Raw genomic sequence first — 17276 nt, 5'->3', positions numbered from 1 at the left:
GGAGACTCGATGCGACACCAACCCGAACCCGGCGGCCCCCTGGCCCGTCTCACGTCCCTGGTCGTTCCACCGACCGCCGGAGGCAACGTCCTGGACTGGGACAGCCTGACTGAGCGGTACCCGCGAGGGTTCCCCGACGACTACAAGGAGTTCATGCGCGTCTACGGGCCGGGCCTCTTCGACGATTTCCTCGGAGTAGCCCCGCCCGTGGACGAGGTGTACCCCAACGATCCCGGCAGCAACGTCGAGGGAATGACGGGGACTGCCGAGCTGACCGCAGAGGAGGAGGACTACGACGCGCCCGAACTGCTCATCGGCTGGGGCTTTACCGTCGAGGCGGACCTGCTCTGCTGGCGGGCGGACTCACCGGACCCCAACAGATGGGGGACGGTGATCTGGCGCCGTCACTGGGCGGCTCCCCAGTGCTGGTCGCACTTCGACTGCGGCATGGTCGAGCTGCTGTGCCGCTACGCGGCCCGCGACCTCCCCGAGCACTGGACCTTCGACCTGCGCTACAGCGGGGCCCGGTTCTTCCACGACCGCGACATCAAGCGGTACATGGAACTCCGGATCGACCCCTGGGGCGCCGAGGCCGCGTTAGAGCTGTGCCCCCGGCACCGGGTGGGAACGGACGAGGACGGCGACCGTGAACGCTTCTGATGCCCGCGCTCTCTCCGTGCTCCTCGGGCCGCCGGTCCGCTCGGGCGAGGAGGAGCTGATCGAAGCGGTGGCGAAGGAGTGGGGCGCCCAGTTCCCGCCCGACTTCGTCTCCGTCGCGGGAGCCTACGGCGATGTGCTGATCTGCGAGTACCTCTTCTTCTGCGGCGCTCGCAACCTGCGCTCCTACGCGGCGGGCATGGGCCGGAGGCTAGAGGACTCGCCGACCGTTCCGCACCGGGTGCTGCCATCGCCCGGAGGAGCACTGGTGTGGGGCAACACCGTCGAGGGTGACCAGCTGTTCCTGGTCGACCGGGGCGACGGCCGCTGGACGGTGTCGGCGTTCCGGCGCGGCTGGGCGGACTGGTACGACACCGACCTGGAGTTCGGCGAGTGGTTTCCGCGGATGCTCGCCGGCGAGATCGAGATGGACTGGATGCCCGAGTGGCCCACGCCGCCCTACGAGTTGGGGCTGGTGGAGTAGACGGAACCGAAGCGACATCGTGGGCACGCGCCCCGGCGGGGGCGTGCCCACGTCATGACCAACGGATCCGATCGCCATGCGCCACAGGGTGGGGCGCGGACGCGGCGCGGGCGAGCGGGCGCCGGTCGAGTCGCCCGGCAATCACCCGTACGTCCGTCAGCGCACCCGCGTGTCCGTCGGTGGTCCCGGTCACTTCTTTGAGGCTGGCTCCACGTCCCGCAGCAGCTGGCCGAACGCCGCCTCGTCGATCACCGGTGTCCCGAACTGCTTGGCCTTGACCACCTTGGACGTACTGGAGTCCGGATCGTTGGTGATGAGCAGGCTGGTCAGCCGGGACAGGCTCGTCGCGACATGCAGGCCGGCCTCGACGGCACGGTCCTCCAGTAGCTCGCGGTCGACGGAGGTGTCCCCGGAGAACGCCACCCGCATACCCTGCTTGAGTGGTTTGCCCGCTTCGTAGCGACCTGGGTTGGTATAGGGGCATGCAGGGCGTTTGCGTGAGGGGCGCCAACTCCCTGACGGGTAGCCGCCGGACGCATAACCGCCGGACGGGTAACCGCCGGGCTGCCGCCCGATCCGCGGCGCCGCGGGGCTCTCGGACCACTCCTTGAGAGGCCGGCACTCAAGGAGCGGCAGCCGTACGCCCTTGCTCACGGCGGCCCGCAGGCTCGGCCGGAACGCCTCGGCCAGCACGCGCGCGTCGTCCAGCGCGTGGTGCGCCCGCTGCTGTACGACGCCGAAGTGCGCGGCCAGCGACTCCAGCTTGTGGTTGGGCAGCGGCAGGCCCAGCTCCTTGGAGAGCGCGATGGTGCACAGCCGCTGGCGCACCGGTGCCTCGCGCTCCGCGCGCGCGTACTCCCGCGCGATCATCGACCAGTCGAAGACGGCGTTGTGCGCGACGAGCACCCGGTCGGCGAGCCGGTCGGCGAACTCCTCGGCGATGTCCTGGAAGAGCGGGGCACCTTCGAGCATCTCGGTCGTCAGACCGTGGATCCAGACCGGGCCCGGGTCCCGCTCCGGGTTGACCATCGTGTACCAGTGGTCCTCGACCTCGCCGCGCGCGTCCAGCCGGTAGACGGCGGCCGAGATTATCCGGTCGTCCCGGGCAAGGCCGGTGGTCTCCACGTCGACGACCGCGTACCCCTGCGGATACGCGGCCGGCCAAGGGGCTGGGGACGCTGCGGTCGTCAGGTCTTCGAGCATGGTCACTGAGGATACGGGCCACGACTGACAGTGCGGCCCCCGCCTTCCGAGAATCAGTGCCCCTGAGGGGCCCTGGACACGGCCACGCGCGCGTAGACCCCGTAATCGGGCACAGCGGCCCCCGAGTTGACGCGGTCAGCCCAGCGCGGCCACGAGGCCTCCCGATGTCAGGGCTTCCAGACCACAGCCGTCGGCCGGGCCGGGCAGCAGCCGGTACAGGGGCCCGGTCGCGCCCTCCGGGGCGACGCCCCCGTACACAGGGCGAGCAGCACATGCTTCTTGGCGGCCGTCTCGGCGGCGAGCGCCTCCGCGTCCCGCGACGGGCGCCGCCACTGCGGCGGCTCCAGGGCGCGCACGCGGGCCGCGAACGCCGTGTCCGGCTCGCCCTCTGCGCGCCGGTAGCGCCACAGTTCCTCGGTCCCCGGCGCCCGGCGGACCACCGCGACCTCGTCCGTACGGGCCGCCGCGTGCCGCACCGCGAGGTCCTACAGGGTCGTACGGCCGGTGGTGAAGTACGGGAACAGGTTCTTGCCGACGTGGATGCGGGACTCGCCCTCCAGGTCGTAGCGTTGACGGACGGTCCGGGGGTCGTACGACGCGTCGCGTCCCTTCTTCGAGGGCAGCGCCATGAAGCCGGCGAAGGCGTCGAGGAGCTGTTCGAAGGGCACGTTGTTGTAGCTGAAGACGATGGGCACGGCGAACCGCACCCGGCCGTCGGCGAGCGCCGCGACATCCAGGTCCGCGCGCGAGCAACGACCGTGGCGGAACTGGCCGAGCCGTTGACCGAACCGCCGGCGGACGCCACGAGCCCCGTGTTCGCGCGGGGAGGGTCGGTACGGGTCTGGTGACGGCCGAAGTGGGATCCTTCCCGTGTGACGGAACCCACGCACGCCGAGGCTCACGCGCAGGCCCTCGGTTCGCGGCTGAACTGGCTGCGGGCCGCCGTCCTCGGCGCCAATGACGGCATCGTCTCCACGGCGGGTCTCGTCGTCGGCGTGGCCGGCGCCACGGACGACCGCTCCGCGCTGCTCACGGCGGGGCTCGCGGGGCTGCTGGCCGGGTCCATGTCGATGGCGGCGGGGGAGTACGTGTCCGTCTCCACCCAGCGGGACTCGGAGCTGGCCGCCCTGGCGCAGGAGAAACGGGAGCTGAAGGAACAGCCGGAGGCCGAACTCGTGGAGCTGACCGAACTCCTGGAGCAGCGCGGTCTGTCGCGGGAGGTGGCCCGCGAGGCGGCGGTACAGCTCACGGAACGGGACGCGCTGAAGGCCCACGCGCGCGTGGAGCTCGGTATCGACCCCGACGAGCTCACCAACCCCTGGCACGCGGCCTGGGCGAGCTTCCTGTCCTTCACGGTGGGTGCGCTCCTGCCGTTGCTGGCGATCGTGCTGCCCCCGGCGGGCTGGCGGTTGGGGGTCACCGTGGTGTCGGTGCTGGCCGCGCTCGTCTTCACCGGCTGGAGCAGCGCGCGCCTGGGCTCGGCCGACGCGGGGCGGGCGGTGCTGCGGAACGTCGTCGGGGGCGCGCTGGCGATGGCGGTGACGTATGCGGCGGGGGCGCTGCTGGGAGCGGCGGGGGTGTGACGCGCGCAGGTCCGGCAGACCCGGACCTGCCGGACCGGTCCGGGTCTGCCGGGGTAATTGGCGGAGATCACCAAGAAGCAAGCGCGTACCGCTGGTAATACTTGTGGGTAACAACGTCTAGCCGCGGCCGACCAGCGGTTCTACGGTGCACCCATGCCGAACCTGCCCGATGTCGTGCTGTGGTCGATACCCGCCTTCGTGCTGCTCACCGTGATCGAGATGGTGAGCCTCAGGATCCATCCGGACGAGAATGCCGCGGGGTACGAGTCGAAGGACGCCGCGACGAGCGTCGGCATGGGACTGGGCAGTCTCGTCTTCGACTTCCTGTGGAAGATCCCGATCGTCGCGGTCTACTCGGCGATCTACGCGGTGACGCCGCTGCGGGTGCCCGTCCTGTGGTGGACGGTCCCGCTGATGCTGCTCGGGCAGGACTTCTTCTACTACTGGTCGCACCGCGGACACCACGTCATCCGCATCCTGTGGGCCTGCCACGTGGTCCACCACTCCAGCCGGAAGTTCAACCTGACCACCGCGCTGCGCCAGCCCTGGACGACGTGGACGGTCTGGCCCTTCTACGTGCCGCTGATCGCCCTCGGCGTGCACCCCGCCGCGCTGGCGTTCTGCTCGTCCGCGAACCTCGTGTACCAGTTCTGGATCCACACCGAGCGCATCGACAAGCTGCCCCGTTGGTTCGAGTTCGTGTTCAACACCCCCTCCCACCACCGTGTCCACCATGCCTCCCAGGGCGGCTATCTGGACCGCAACTTCGGTGGGATCCTCATCGTCTGGGACCGGCTCTTCGGATCGTTCGTCCCGGAGACCGAGCGGCCCGTCTACGGGCTCACCAAGAACATCGCCACGTACAACCCCCTGCGCGTCGCCACCCACGAGTACGCCGCCATCGCCAGGGACCTGAGAGCGGCGGCGAGTTGGCGCGAGCGGGCCGGGCGGGTGTTCCGCGGGCCCGGCTGGCAGCCGACACCGACGGCCGCCACGCCGAAGCCGGTCACGGAGTCCGTCGCGTGAGCCCACGGCACGCGCGCGTGCTGCTCGTTCTCTTCGGCCTCATGGTCGTCGTCGATCTCGTCTCCCTGGGGGCGGGGTTCGGTCTCGGGCACAGGATCGCCAAGCCGCTCCTCATGCCCCTGCTCGCCGCCCATGCGGTCGGACGCGGCGGCCCGCGGCTTCTGGTGGCCGCCCTGCTCTGCGGCTGGGGCGGCGACGTACTGCTGCTGTCCGACGCCGGCCCGGCCTTCCTCCTGGGGATGGCCTCCTTCGCGGCGGGGCACGTGTGTTACCTCGTTCTCTTCCGGAGAGCGGCACGCGCGCGTGGGGTGTCGACCTGGCTCGGCGGTGCGTACGCCCTCGCCCTCGTCGCCACTGTCACCCTCCTGTGGCCCGACCTGCCGGCCGACCTCCGGATCCCCGTCGCGGGCTACAGCCTGCTGCTGACCGCGATGGCGGCCCGGAGCACCCGGCTCGGGCCCGTGGCAGGTGCCGGCGGGGCGCTCTTCATGCTCTCGGACACCCTCATCGCCACCGGCGTCGCCGACTGGCCGCAGCTCCCGAGGTCGGACCTCTGGATCATGCTGACGTATGCCGCCGCCCAGTTCTTGCTGGTCAGCGGAGTGCTGGGCACCCTCGGCGCGCAACCCGCGCCGACGACGGCGTACGGTGAGATGCGCTCAACCACCCCCTGAGCGCATTCCCCAGCCGATCAGCCGAGAAGGATCCTCGTCATGCGCGCCACCACCATCCACGCCCCGTTCGACATGCGCGTGGAGGACGTGCCCGAGCCCGTGGTGCAGCTGCCCACCGACGCGGTGGTCCGCGTGCTGCGCTCCTGCATCTGCGGCAGCGACCTGTGGGCGTACCGCGGCGAGGCGGCGCGGCAGCCCGGGCAGCGGATCGGGCACGAGTTCCTCGGCATCGTCGAGGAGACCGGCTCCGACGTGACCGCCGTCCGTCGCGGTGACCTGGTCGTCGCGCCCTTCATGTGGTCGGACGGCATCTGCGACTACTGCCGCGAGGGGCTCACCACCTCGTGCGAGCACGGCGGCTTCTGGGGCGCCGTGGGCTATGACGGCGGTCAGGGCGAGGCCGTGCGCGTCCCCTTCGCCGACGGCACCCTCGTACAGCTGCCCAAGGAGGCGGCCTCCGACGACCATCTGCTGTCGGCCCTGCTGACGCTCTCCGACGTCATGGGCACCGGTCACCACGCGGCCCTCGGCGCGGGGGCCCGCAAGGGCGCCACCGTCGCCGTCGTCGGGGACGGCGCCGTCGGGCTGTGCGCCGTGCTGGCCGCCAAGCGGCTGGGCGCCGAGCGGATCATCGCGCTCGGACGCCACCAGGCGCGTACGGACATCGCGCGCCGCTTCGGCGCCACCGACGTCGTCGCCGAGCGCGGCGAGGCGGCCGTCGAGGCCGTGCGCGAGCTGACCCGGGGACAGGGCGCGCACGCCGTCATCGAGGCCGTCGGCACCGAGCAGTCCATGCGCACGGCCGTGAACATCACCCGTGACGGCGGCGCCATCGGTTTCGTCGGAGTGCCGCACGGCAGCGGCACGGGCCTCGACCTGGGGGTGATGTTCGACCGGAACATCGCGCTGCGCGGCGGTGTGGCGCCCGTGCGCGCGTACATCCCCGAGTTGCTGCCCGACGTCCTGGAGGGCACCATCGACCCGTCGCCCGTCTTCGACATGACCGTCGGTCTGGAGGGCGTGCCCGACGGCTACAAGGCGATGGACGAGCGCACCGCGCTCAAGGTGCTCGTCGCCAACTGAGTCACCGACTGAGTCGCCGGCCGGCGGTCACCACCTGATCGGCAGCGGCAGCGCCGTCAGCAGTCCCGACACCGTCACGACCAGGCCCAGTGCCACCACCTCCGCGCGCGCGGGGACACAGGCACTGAGCCGGTCCGTGGCCCGGCGCAGCCGCAGCCGGGCGAGCAGCGCCAGCACGGCGACGGCGGCCACCAGCACAAGCTTGGCGAGCAGGGTGCGCCCGTAGGACGTCGCCGTCAGCTGGTCCAGGACCGTGCCCGGCGGCATCCGGCGCAGCGCGCTCCACACGCCCGTCGCGGTGAGCGCCGCGAACAGGACGGCGGCCACGCGCGCGTAGAGGCCGAGGAGTGCCGCTCCGGCCGCGGGCGCCTCCGAAGAAGTGCGCCAGGTGCGCAGCATCCGCAGGACGTGCAGCAGGCCGCCCGTCCACAGAGCCGCACAGGTCACGTGAACGAGCGTCAGGCCGGAGCCGACGAGCGGGCTGTGTTCCGGCGCGGGGTGGGCGCGCAGTGCCTCCGCGACGGCCACTGCGGCCAGTGGCCACGCCTGGGCGGCCGGCCGGCGCGAGCGGGCGCACAGCCCGGCGATCAGGAAAGCGTTGACCTCCAGGAGCGCGAGCTTGCCGTCCCGGGTCTGGTAGAGCCCGCCGACGTCCATGTCGGAGAGGCGGTGCGGCAGCAGATTGCCGGTGGCCACCACCGAGGCGAGCCCCAGCGCGGCGACGAACCCGGCCGCCGCGGCGTAGGGCGCCCAGCCGCGGGGCGCGTGCTCCAGGGGTGCGCCCGGCACCCGGCGTGCCAGCCGGGCCGCGAACAGCTCGCCCGCCGGGACGCACAACGCCGCGAACAGAACCGCCCGCAGCAGCGCGATGCCGCCGACTCCGGGGGCCGCCGCCTCGCCGGTGCCGTGCAGCGCGGGGCGCGGGCCGAGCAGCGGGATCAGGGCGGCCACGGCCACCAGGGCGAGTACGGCCACGGCCCGTCCGGCGGCGGGGCGCCGCGCGGGACCTCTCGCGTCGGCCGCCTCGGCTGTCGGTCGTATCAAGGTCACCCCAAGATCTTCACCAGTCGGCACAGAACCGGGCAAGTGCAAGGAAACAGCCGGTGGTTCGGCATTCCGCCCATAGGTACGTTTCCGGTCGACCCGCGACTCACGCCCACCGGGGCGAGTCCGTCCCCCAAAGTCCAGGCGGCCGCGCCCAGTCGGCCGGTCCACCGGCGAAGGAGACGGGCGACCGGGCATGCCTGAGCCGACCCGGCGCGCTGTCGGTCTCGGCGAGCCAGGGGGCTGGTAGGTACGAGGCGTCGGCGGGCCTCTCGTCCTGCCGCGTGGACCCGTTCAGCAGCCACCCGGCCGTCTGTGTCAGCGCCGTCCGGACGAGCCGCGTCCCGCCCTCCCGCGCCCGCTCGGTGAGCGACCGGAGCACCGCGGCGGCCAGCAGATACCCCGTGCCGTGATCGAGTGCCTGCGCGGGTAGCGCACCCGGCCGCTCCGCCGCCCCCTCGATCTCCGCGATGCCGGTGGCGACCTGCACCAGACTGTCGAAGCCCCGCCGCCCGGCCCACGGCCCGTAGTCGCCCCACGCCGACAACTGCGCCACCACCAGTCCGGGCCGTCGCTCGTGCAGTGCCTCCGGTGTCAGCCCGAACCGGTCCAGGGCGCCCGGCCGGTACCCGGTCACCACGACGTCCGCGTCGGCGAGCAACTCCTCGAAGGCACGCCGGTCCGTCGCGAGCGCGAGATCGAGGGCGGTGGACCGCTTGCCGAAGCCCGTGTCGGCGTGCGCGTCGGGGTCCTCGGGCAGCCGGGGTGTGTCCACGCGCAGGACGTCGGCGCCCAGCAGGGCGAGGGTGCGGGTGGCGACCGGGCCCGCGATGACCCGGGTGAGATCCAGGACACGTACGCCGGCCGCGGGCAACAGCGGATCACCGGAGAGCGGCGCGAGCGCGCGTACGGGCGCTTCGCCGAGCCGCTCCGAGGTCAGCAGCGGCCGGTGCGCCACCGCCGCCCCCTGTTCGTGCGCCGCCCACTCCTTGGCCGTACGCAGCGCGACGGCGAGGCCCCCGGCCGCGTACACGGTGTCCTCCATCTCCGCGGCGGACCGCTCGGCGAGGGCGGCCGCGACCGTCTCCACGGACGCGTCCTCGCCCAGCCCCAACGCGTCCAGCAGCCGGGCCCGGTGGTGCGGATAGTTGGCGTGCGTGCGCACCCAGCCGTCCCCGGTCCGCCAGAACCGCGACAGCGGCGCGAAGCTCACGGGCGCCCGCCCGTCGATCTGCAGGTGCCGCTCGCTCACGAACGCCGTGGCCACGGCTCCGTCGTCGACCCGCACCTCGGGAACGGCTCCTCCGGAACGCACGGCGGTCAGCTCGGCGCCCGCGAGAGCGCACGCCCCCACACACGCCCGCGCCAACTCCCTCACGGGCAGCCGGGCGTCGAGCGTTCCCGCCCGTACGACCGTCGACACCCGGGACAGCAGCGCGGGGTCTCCGCCCAGCGCCGCCCACACGAACTCCGTACCAGCAGCCCATCGCGTCATACAGGCACTATGCCGGGTGTACTGGATCAACATGTCGACCCGGGGTGACGGGGGTGACGGGGGTGACGTAAGGGGCCGGGGGTGCGCCCGGCCCCTCGCGCTCATGGGTCGACCGGGTTACTTGACCGCCCGCAGCGCGTTGACGATCCCGGCTCCGTAGAAGCCGTTCACGTGCTTGCCGCCCACGCAGGTGGCGTCCACGACGCCGTCGCCGTTCCCGTCGTACGGGGCGGTCGGGCAACCCGGGTTGTCCGCCTCGGCCTTGAGGAGCGCCTGGAGCTGGGCCGGGGAGGCCCAGGGGTACGTGGACTTCAGCAGCGCGGCCACGCCCGCGACATGCGGCGTCGCCATCGACGTACCCTGCAGGAAGCCGTACTGGTTGTTCGGCATGGTCGACAGGATGCGGCCGTTCTTCGACGGCGTGTCCGGGATCTGGTACTTGTCGCCGCCCGGCGCGGCGACGTCGATGACGCCCTTGCCGTAACTGGAGAAGTACGACTTGGCGCCGGTGACGCCGGTCGAGCCGACCGTGACGACGCCCGGCAGCTGGGTCGGTACGTCGAAGCACTTGTGCGGGTCGACCGAGCGGGGCACCGCGGTCGAGTCGTCCGGGCTGGAGTTGTCGACGAGGGCGTTCGCGTCGAGGTCGTCGTTGGAGTTGCCGGCCGCGGCGACGTTGAGGGTGCCCTTCTTCTGGGCATACAGCTGGGCCCGGTCGACCGCGTCGACGATGGCCTTCTGGTCGGGGTCGTCCAGGCAGTTGTAGAGCCACGGGTCCACGTAGTAGCTGTTGTTGGTGATCTCCACGCCGTGGTCGGCGGCGAAGACGAAGGCGCAGACGACGCTCTCCGGGTAGAAGAGCTGGCTCGCGTCCGGCTCGGCCACGGTGATGCCCGAGACCTTCACACCGGGGGCGACGCCGGCGACGCCGATGCCGTTGCGGGCCGCCGCGATCTCACCCGCGACATGGGTGCCGTGGTAGTGGCCGGCGTCCACGGGGCGCCAGGCGCCGTACGTCGTGTCCGGCTTGCCGCCCACACAGTTCGCGGACTGCGAGGGGGAGAAGTTCGGGGCGATGTCCGGGTGGGTGTCGTCGACGCCGACGTCGATCACGGCGACCGTCACGCTCCTGCTGCCCGGGTTGATCTTCGCGGCCTTGTCGGCGCCTATCGCGCGCAGGTCCCACTGGTCGGCTTCCAGCGGCTCCTCGCCCGAGCCGGCGGTCTTGGAGACCTTGGCGGCCTCCGCGGCCGACAGCATCTGCGCCGCGCCCTCGTTCGTCGTCCCCGCGGCCCTCAGCGGTGCCGTACGCGTCGCGCCCGCCGACTGCACCCCGCGCACGGCGCGGATCTGCTTGCCGAAGTCCGGGTTGGCCGAATGGACGACGATCACACCTATCTTCTCGTACGCGATGACGACGGTGCCGCCCGCCGCGGTGATCGCCTTCTCCACCGACTCGATCGTGTGATGGTCCGTCTTGGTGTTGACCACGTACGCCAGATTGGGGCCATCCGTGCTCGTCGTGGCGGACGTGGTGAGTGGTGCGGCCGACGCGGCGCCCGGCAGGAACCCGAGCGAGGCGGTCAGCGACAGGACGACCGGCACCGCGAGGGCGAGGCGACGTCTGGAACGCAGATGAGCCATGGGATCTCCACTTCATCCGGAAACGAAAGCCGCCCGAACACGGGTGGTGCTCGGGCAGGTGCCCGATGACGTTTGAGCAGGTGCATGACTAGTGGTGCAGGCCGAAGCTATCTCCCGCCCGAGCTGGCCAGCAATGGCTTCCTGAGATGACTTCCGAAAGAGGCAAGGGGAGTTGAACCGGTCCACGCGTGGCGCCGTGACCTTGAGCAGGGAGCCCGAGGACGATCGAGCCCCCTGTTGGATTCACGCACGGGAGCCAAGTCGTCGCAACCGGTTACGTGATCCAGGTCACTGTGAGGTCAGAACCGCATGTCCGTATCCGAGCCGTCCCCGTCCGCGAGCCCCCACTCGCCCCCGTCCACCGTCGCAACCGCACCCGCAACGCGAGGAGACTCCGTGGCTACCGACGCACCGCCCCCCTCCAAGGCCGATCCCCGGCTGCCCTCGACCCAGGAGTTCATCGAGGTGCAGGAAAGTGCCGAGTTCGCCGAACTGCGCCGCTCGCACCGCTCCTTCGCCTTCCCGCTGACTGTCGCCTTCATCGCCTGGTACCTGCTGTACGTCCTGCTCTCGAACTACGCGGGCGACTTCATGGGCACCCAGGTGGTCGGCAACATCAACGTCGCCCTGGTCCTCGGGCTCGCGCAGTTCCTCACCACGTTCCTCATCGCCTGGTGGTACTCGCGGTACGCCGCCGCGAAGCTCGACCCCAAGGCCGAGGCGATCAAGTCCCGGATGGAGGGCGGCGCATGAGCCCCGCGACGACGACCGTGCTGGCCGCCGGTGAGGCCGGCCAGCACCGGCCGCTGATCATCACCCTCTTCGCGGTGTTCGTCGCCGCGACCCTCGCCATCACCGTCTGGGCGGGCCGCCAGACCAAGGACGCCGCCGACTTCTACGCGGGCGGCCGCCAGTTCACCGGCTTCCAGAACGGCCTGGCCGTCTCCGGCGACTACATGTCCGCCGCGTCCTTCCTCGGCATCGCGGGCGCGATCGCCCTCTTCGGATACGACGGCTTCCTTTACTCCATCGGCTTCCTGGTCGCCTGGCTGGTGGCCCTCCTCCTGGTTGCCGAGCCGCTGCGCAACTCCGGCCGCTACACGATGGGCGACGTGCTGGCGTACCGCATGCGCCAGCGCCCGGTCCGTACGGCGGCGGGCACCTCCACGATCGTCGTGTCGATCTTCTACCTGCTGGCCCAGATGGCAGGCGCGGGTGTCCTCGTCTCACTGCTTCTGGGCATCACCAGCGACGGCGGCAAGATCGGCATCGTCGCCCTGGTCGGCGTCCTGATGATCGTGTACGTCACCATCGGCGGCATGAAGGGCACCACCTGGGTGCAGATGGTCAAGGCGGTCCTGCTGATCATCGGCGCCCTGCTGCTCACCTTCCTGGTGCTGCTGAAGTTCCACTTCAACATCTCCGACCTGCTCGGCAAGGCGGCCGACAACAGCGGCAAGGGCTCGGCCTTCCTGGAGCCCGGCCTGAAGTACGGCGCCACGTCCACCACCAAGCTGGACTTCATCTCCCTGGGCATGGCGCTGGTCCTGGGCACCGCGGGCCTGCCGCACATCCTGATCCGCTTCTACACCGTCCCCACGGCCAAGACCGCGCGGAAGTCGGTGAACTGGGCGATCGGCCTCATCGGAGCCTTCTACCTGATGACCCTCGCTCTCGGCTTCGGCGCCGCCGCCCTGATCAAACCCGACGAGATCATCGCCTCCAACAAGGCGGGCAACACCGCGGCACCTCTCCTGGCACTGCACCTGGGAGGCGTCGACTCCAACTGGGGCGCCGTCCTGCTCGCCTCCATCTCCGCCGTCGCCTTCGCCACGATCCTCGCGGTCGTCGCGGGACTGACCCTGGCCTCGTCCTCCTCCTTCGCGCACGACATCTACGCGAACGTCATCAAGAGGGGGCAGGCCACGGAGAAACAGGAGATGACCGCCGCCCGCTACGCGACGGTGGGTATCGGTGCCGTGTCCATCCTGCTGGGCGCCCTCGCCCGCGACCTGAACGTCGCCGGTCTGGTCGCCCTCGCCTTCGCGGTCGCCGCCTCCGCCAATCTGCCGACGATCCTCTACAGCCTCTTCTGGAAGCGGTTCACCACCCAGGGCGCGCTCTGGTCGATCTACGGCGGCCTCGTCACGGCGGTCGGCCTGGTGCTGTTCTCCCCGGTGGTCTCGGGCAAGCCCACCTCGATGTTCCCGGACGTCGACTTCCACTGGTTCGCGCTGGAGAACCCGGGCATCATCTCGATCCCGGTCGGCTTCCTGCTGGGCTGGCTGGGCACGCTCCTGTCCAAGGAGGAGCCGGACGCCGGAAAGTACGCCGAGCTGGAGGTGCGGTCCCTCACGGGTACCGGAGCGCACTGATTCCGCGCAGCTTCCCCTCCGCTTCCCCTCCGCTCCCATCGTTTCTCCTCCGCCGACGGCCGCGTCGTAGAGAGCTACGGCGCGGCCGCGCCGCGTCCGGTGGGATCCGGCCGCTGTCGTTGTCAGTTGTGTCACGTAGGCTCGATCGTGTCCGACAGATGTGATCCGTATTGAGGGAGGGGGCCCACGTGCTCATCGACACCTACGGCCGAGTGGCCACCGACCTGCGGGTCTCGCTGACCGACCGGTGCAATCTGAGATGCACGTACTGCATGCCCGAAGAGGGCCTGCAGTGGCTGGCCAAGCCCGACCTGCTGACGGACGACGAGATCGTCCGCCTGATCGACATCGCGGTCGCCCGTCTCGGCATCACCGAAGTCCGCTTCACCGGCGGCGAGCCCCTGCTGCGTCCCGGCCTGGTCGGCATCGTCGAGCGGGTCGCCGCGCTCGCGCCCCGCCCTCAGATGTCCCTGACGACCAACGGCATCGGTCTCAAGCGCACCGCCACCGCGCTGAAGGCGGCGGGCCTGGACCGGGTGAACGTCTCGCTGGACACCCTGCGCCCCGACGTCTTCAAGACCCTCACCCGCCGCGACCGCCACAGGGACGTCATCGACGGCCTCGAAGCCGCCCGCGACGCCGGCTTGAACCCGGTCAAGGTCAACTCGGTCCTGATGCCGGGCCTGAACGAGGACGAGGCTCCGGACCTCCTCGCCTGGGCCGTCGAGCACGACTACGAGCTGCGCTTCATCGAGCAGATGCCCCTCGACGCCCAGCACGGCTGGAAGCGCGAGGGCATGGTCACCGCGGGCGACATCCTTACCTCGTTGCGTACGCGCTTCGATCTCACCGAGGAGGGCGCCGACGAGCGGGGTTCCGCCCCGGCCGAGCGCTGGCTCGTGGGCGGCGGCCCGCACCGCGTCGGGGTGATCGCCTCGGTCACCCGCCCGTTCTGCGCGGCCTGTGACCGCACGCGCCTGACGGCCGACGGCCAGATACGCACCTGCCTGTTCGCCACCGAGGAGACCGACCTGCGCGCCGCACTCCGCTCGGACGCCCCGGACGAGGAGATCGCCCGCATCTGGCGCCTTGCGATGTGGGGCAAGAAGGCGGGCTCGGGTTTGGACGACCCTTCGTTCCTGCAGCCGGACAGGCCGATGTCGGCGATAGGCGGCTGAGCCGTACGAGTACCGCGGGCCGTCTCGAAGCGAGCACCGCGGGCCCGTCTCGAAGCTGCCGGCCGTCCGTGGTTGATGGCGTGGTTCCCCGCGCCCCTTACAGGGCGTCCGGCTCCTCCCAGTCCTCCAGCCGGACCACGTCCTTCAAGAAACCCCGCACGCCGAGGAACTTGGACAAGTGCTCGCGATGCTCCTCGCAAGCGAGCCACGTCTTGCGGCGCTCGGGCGTGTGCAGCTTCGGGTTGTTCCAGGCGAGCACCCACACGGCATCGGCGCGGCAGCCCTTGGCGGAGCACTGCGGAGTACTGGGGGCCGGGGACATATCGGGGAGCGGGAAAGTCACGGCTCAACCCTAGACGGCTCCGAAAAGGCGACGCCGAGCAGCCACGGGGGGAGCTGCCCGGCGTCGGTCTGTCGCTCCGACGGGGGATGCGGAGCGCGTACGAAGTATGTCACGGGTACCCCGCTGCCCGGCAACGGAACAACATGATTGATCTGAGCTTTTCTTGAGCTTGGCGTGCGGTTGGATTCCGTTTTCGGCGGATCCCGCGTGGTCAGGTGAGGGTCGAGTCGGGCTCGGCCCGCTCCTGCGGCTCGCCTCCCGGGTGCGCCCCGGGGTCGGTCACGACGTCCTCCGGGACGGGTTCCGCGAAGCCCTCCGGCCGTGGCGGCTCGATCATCGGGGGGCCGGGGATCCTGACGAAGGTCGAGGGCAGCGACGGCGTGTTCTCCCGACCGGCGTTGGCGATCACCACGGCGACGTAGGGGAGGAGTATCCCGAGCACCAGTGCGACGAACGCGACGTGCCGCTCGACGTTCCAGAGGGTGGCGGCGAGGATCACGGAGACCGTGCGGACCGACATCGAGATGACATAGCGGCGCTGCCTGCCGCGGACGTCGTCTTCGAGCCCTTGCCTGGCCCCGGTGATCCGGAAGACCTGGCCGTTGCCCTGCTTCCGCATCATGTTCCATCACCTGCCCTGTGTCGGACTCTCCCCGGCCCGTACCCGGCCCGAACCCGGTCAGGGAAAGCGGGCCCGAACAGGTTCCACGTTACGCCGCGGCCGAGTCCCCTTCGAGACCGGGGCGGGCCCTGTTCGGGCGGTCATGATGCGCCGTACTGCGTACGGGCGAGCCCGACATGCGCCGTATGGCGCACAGACCGAGACTGGGCGTAATGCTCACGTAGAGCCGTACTAGGAGGCAGGCATGGGCTGGTTGTGGGCGATCATCGTGGGCTTTGTACTGGGCCTGCTGGCGAAGGCGATCCTTCCGGGCAAGCAGCACAGCCCACTCTGGCTGACCACCATCTTCGGCATGCTCGGAGCCATCGTCGGCAACGTGATCGCACGCGCGCTCGGCGTCGCCGAGACCCGGGGCATCGACTGGAGCCGCCACGCCTTCCAGCTCGTGGCCGCGATCATCATCGTCTTCCTCGGCGACATGGCGTACATGGCGCTGCGGGGCAGCAAACAAAAAGCCTGATGAGCAGGTACGACGAAGCGGGCGGCCTCCCTCGCGGGAAGCCGCCCCCTTCGTCGTACCCAGGCCATGCCTAGGCCTCTGTGACCTCCACCGCCGCCAGGTTCTTCTTGCCCCGGCGCAGCACCAGCCAGCGCCCGTGCAGCAGATCCTCCTTGGCGGGGACCGCGTCCTCGGCGGCGACCTTCACGTTGTTCACGTAGGCACCGCCTTCCTTGACGGTGCGTCGCGCGGCCGACTTGCTGGCCACCAGGCCGACCTCGGCGAAGAGGTCCACCACCGGGCCGAGCTCGGCGACCTGGATGTGCGGCACCTCGGAGAGCGCCGCGGCCAGCGTCTTCTCATCCAGCTCGGCCAGCTCGCCCTGCCCGAAGAGGGCCTTGGACGCGGCGATCACGGCGGCTGTCTGGTCGGCGCCGTGCACCAGCGTCGTCAGCTCCTCGGCGAGCGCGCGCTGAGCGGCGCGGGCCTGGGGGCGCTCTTCGGTCTGCTTCTCCAGCTCTTCCAGTTCCGCGCGAGACTTGAAGGACAGGATCCGCATGTACGTCGACACGTCCCGGTCGTCCACGTTCAGCCAGAATTGGTAGAACGCGTACGGCGTCGTCATCTCGGGGTCGAGCCAGATGGCGCCGCCCTCGGTCTTGCCGAACTTGGTGCCGTCCGCCTTGGTCATCAGCGGCGTCGCCAGCGCGTGCACATTGGCGTGCGGCTCCAGGCGGTGGATCAGATCCAGGCCCGCGGTGAGGTTGCCCCACTGGTCGCTGCCGCCCTGCTGCAGTGTGCAGCCGTAGCGCCGGTACAGCTCCAGGAAGTCCATGCCCTGCAGCAGCTGGTAGCTGAACTCCGTGTAGCTGATGCCTTCCTCGGACTCCAGGCGCCGGGCCACGGAGTCCTTCGTCAGCATCTTGTTGACGCGGAAGTGCTTGCCGATGTCCCGCAGGAACTCGATGGCCGACAGGCCGGCCGTCCAGTCCAGGTTGTTCACCATGACCGCGGCGTTCTCGCCCTCGAAGGACAGGAACGGCTCGATCTGCGCGCGCAGCCGGGTCACCCAGTTCGCGACGGTCTCCGGGGCGTTCAGCGTGCGCTCGGCCGTCGGGCGCGGGTCGCCGATCTGGCCCGTCGCGCCGCCGACCAGGGCCAGCGGGCGCAGGCCCGCCTGCTGGAGGCGCCGCATGGTGAGGACCTGCACCAGGTGCCCTACGTGCAGACTGGCCGCGGTCGGGTCGAAGCCGCAATAGAACGTGACGGGACCGTCTGCGAGCGCCTTGCGCAGAGCATCTTCGTCAGTGGACAGGGCGAACAGACCCCGCCACTTCAGCTCGTCGACGATGTCCGTCACGGTTCT

At 70.7% G+C, this 17276-nt stretch carries 19 protein-coding genes; 10 read left to right on the top strand and 9 right to left on the bottom strand.

Annotation, left to right across the window (positions count from 1 at the left end; all coding sequences use genetic code 11):
• Positions 1-9: 9 nt before the first annotated feature.
• Positions 10-660, top strand: a complete 651-nt coding sequence (locus OG747_RS09815; RefSeq protein ID WP_405878897.1) for a hypothetical protein — start codon at positions 10-12, stop codon at positions 658-660.
• Positions 647-1141, top strand: a complete 495-nt coding sequence (locus OG747_RS09810) for a hypothetical protein (RefSeq protein ID WP_405878896.1) — start codon at positions 647-649, stop codon at positions 1139-1141. Before OG747_RS09815 ends, OG747_RS09810 begins: the two co-directional genes overlap by 14 nt.
• 189 nt (positions 1142-1330) lie before the next feature.
• On the opposite strand, the gene OG747_RS09805 is transcribed toward OG747_RS09810, so the two are convergent.
• The 3 genes from OG747_RS09805 to OG747_RS09795 all read right to left on the bottom strand — a co-directional run bounded on the left by OG747_RS09805 (position 1331) and on the right by OG747_RS09795 (position 3039).
• On the bottom strand, positions 1331-2344 hold the full coding sequence (locus OG747_RS09805; protein ID WP_405878895.1) for a DEDDh family exonuclease: 1014 nt from the start codon (positions 2342-2344) through the stop codon (positions 1331-1333).
• A 167-nt stretch (positions 2345-2511) separates the two neighbouring features.
• Positions 2512-2820 (bottom strand): hypothetical protein, encoded by a 309-nt coding sequence (locus OG747_RS09800; RefSeq protein ID WP_405878893.1) that lies wholly within the window; start codon positions 2818-2820, stop codon positions 2512-2514.
• A 9-nt stretch (positions 2821-2829) separates the two neighbouring features.
• On the bottom strand, positions 2830-3039 hold the full coding sequence (locus OG747_RS09795; RefSeq protein WP_405878892.1) for a hypothetical protein: 210 nt from the start codon (positions 3037-3039) through the stop codon (positions 2830-2832).
• A 177-nt stretch (positions 3040-3216) separates the two neighbouring features.
• Between OG747_RS09795 and OG747_RS09790 the strand changes: the two genes are divergently transcribed.
• The 4 genes from OG747_RS09790 to OG747_RS09775 all read left to right on the top strand — a co-directional run bounded on the left by OG747_RS09790 (position 3217) and on the right by OG747_RS09775 (position 6710).
• The gene (locus tag OG747_RS09790) at positions 3217-3927 is read left to right on the top strand and encodes a VIT family protein (RefSeq protein WP_405878891.1); all 711 of its coding nucleotides are present in this window, start codon (positions 3217-3219) and stop codon (positions 3925-3927) included.
• Between the two features lie 153 nt (positions 3928-4080).
• A complete protein-coding gene (locus OG747_RS09785; protein WP_405878889.1) occupies positions 4081-4953 on the top strand; it encodes a sterol desaturase family protein in 873 nt (290 codons plus the stop codon).
• Positions 4950-5627 (top strand): lysoplasmalogenase, encoded by a 678-nt coding sequence (locus OG747_RS09780; protein WP_405878888.1) that lies wholly within the window; start codon positions 4950-4952, stop codon positions 5625-5627. Before OG747_RS09785 ends, OG747_RS09780 begins: the two co-directional genes overlap by 4 nt.
• 39 nt (positions 5628-5666) lie before the next feature.
• A complete protein-coding gene (locus OG747_RS09775; RefSeq protein ID WP_405878886.1) occupies positions 5667-6710 on the top strand; it encodes a zinc-dependent alcohol dehydrogenase family protein in 1044 nt (347 codons plus the stop codon).
• Positions 6711-6737: 27 nt separating this feature from the next.
• Here OG747_RS09775 and OG747_RS09770 read toward each other — a convergent pair whose 3' ends face one another.
• The 3 genes from OG747_RS09770 to OG747_RS09760 form a co-directional block, all read right to left on the bottom strand.
• Positions 6738-7760 carry a CopD family protein gene (locus OG747_RS09770; protein ID WP_405878885.1) on the bottom strand — a complete coding sequence of 341 codons (1023 nt, stop codon included), beginning with the start codon at positions 7758-7760 and terminating at the stop codon, positions 6738-6740.
• 100 nt (positions 7761-7860) lie between these two features.
• Positions 7861-9249, bottom strand: coding sequence for a CoA transferase (locus OG747_RS09765; RefSeq protein ID WP_405878884.1), 1389 nt, complete (start codon positions 9247-9249; stop codon positions 7861-7863).
• Positions 9250-9366: 117 nt separating this feature from the next.
• Positions 9367-10893: a S8 family serine peptidase gene (locus tag OG747_RS09760; RefSeq protein ID WP_405878883.1), complete on the bottom strand. Its 1527-nt coding sequence runs from the start codon at positions 10891-10893 to the stop codon at positions 9367-9369.
• Positions 10894-11289: 396 nt separating this feature from the next.
• Between OG747_RS09760 and OG747_RS09755 the strand changes: the two genes are divergently transcribed.
• From OG747_RS09755 to moaA, 3 genes are all read left to right on the top strand, one after another.
• Positions 11290-11646 (top strand): DUF485 domain-containing protein, encoded by a 357-nt coding sequence (locus OG747_RS09755; protein ID WP_405878882.1) that lies wholly within the window; start codon positions 11290-11292, stop codon positions 11644-11646.
• On the top strand, positions 11643-13268 hold the full coding sequence (locus OG747_RS09750) for a cation acetate symporter (RefSeq protein ID WP_405878881.1): 1626 nt from the start codon (positions 11643-11645) through the stop codon (positions 13266-13268). The genes OG747_RS09755 and OG747_RS09750 overlap by 4 nt, the downstream gene beginning before the upstream one ends.
• A 188-nt stretch (positions 13269-13456) precedes the next feature.
• Positions 13457-14446, top strand: a complete 990-nt coding sequence (gene moaA, locus OG747_RS09745) for a GTP 3',8-cyclase MoaA (RefSeq protein WP_405878880.1) — start codon at positions 13457-13459, stop codon at positions 14444-14446.
• Between the two features lie 97 nt (positions 14447-14543).
• Here moaA and OG747_RS09740 read toward each other — a convergent pair whose 3' ends face one another.
• Both OG747_RS09740 and OG747_RS09735 read right to left on the bottom strand, forming a co-directional pair.
• Positions 14544-14768: a hypothetical protein gene (locus OG747_RS09740; RefSeq protein WP_405885495.1), complete on the bottom strand. Its 225-nt coding sequence runs from the start codon at positions 14766-14768 to the stop codon at positions 14544-14546.
• 232 nt (positions 14769-15000) lie between these two features.
• The gene (locus OG747_RS09735) at positions 15001-15408 is read right to left on the bottom strand and encodes a DUF3099 domain-containing protein (RefSeq protein WP_405885494.1); all 408 of its coding nucleotides are present in this window, start codon (positions 15406-15408) and stop codon (positions 15001-15003) included.
• Between the two features lie 247 nt (positions 15409-15655).
• Between OG747_RS09735 and OG747_RS09730 the strand changes: the two genes are divergently transcribed.
• Positions 15656-15931, top strand: a complete 276-nt coding sequence (locus tag OG747_RS09730) for a GlsB/YeaQ/YmgE family stress response membrane protein (RefSeq protein ID WP_405878879.1) — start codon at positions 15656-15658, stop codon at positions 15929-15931.
• 70 nt (positions 15932-16001) lie between these two features.
• Here OG747_RS09730 and tyrS read toward each other — a convergent pair whose 3' ends face one another.
• Positions 16002-17270, bottom strand: a complete 1269-nt coding sequence (gene tyrS, locus OG747_RS09725; RefSeq protein WP_405878878.1) for a tyrosine--tRNA ligase — start codon at positions 17268-17270, stop codon at positions 16002-16004.
• Between the last annotated feature and the right edge of the window lie 6 nt (positions 17271-17276).

The sequence above is a fragment of the Streptomyces sp. NBC_01384 genome (assembly GCF_045040035.1).
In the GTDB taxonomy this organism is placed as follows: Bacteria; Actinomycetota; Actinomycetes; order Streptomycetales; family Streptomycetaceae; genus Streptomyces.
Note: the sequence above shows the minus strand (reverse complement) of the source record. Positions and strands in the feature narration are given on the sequence as shown.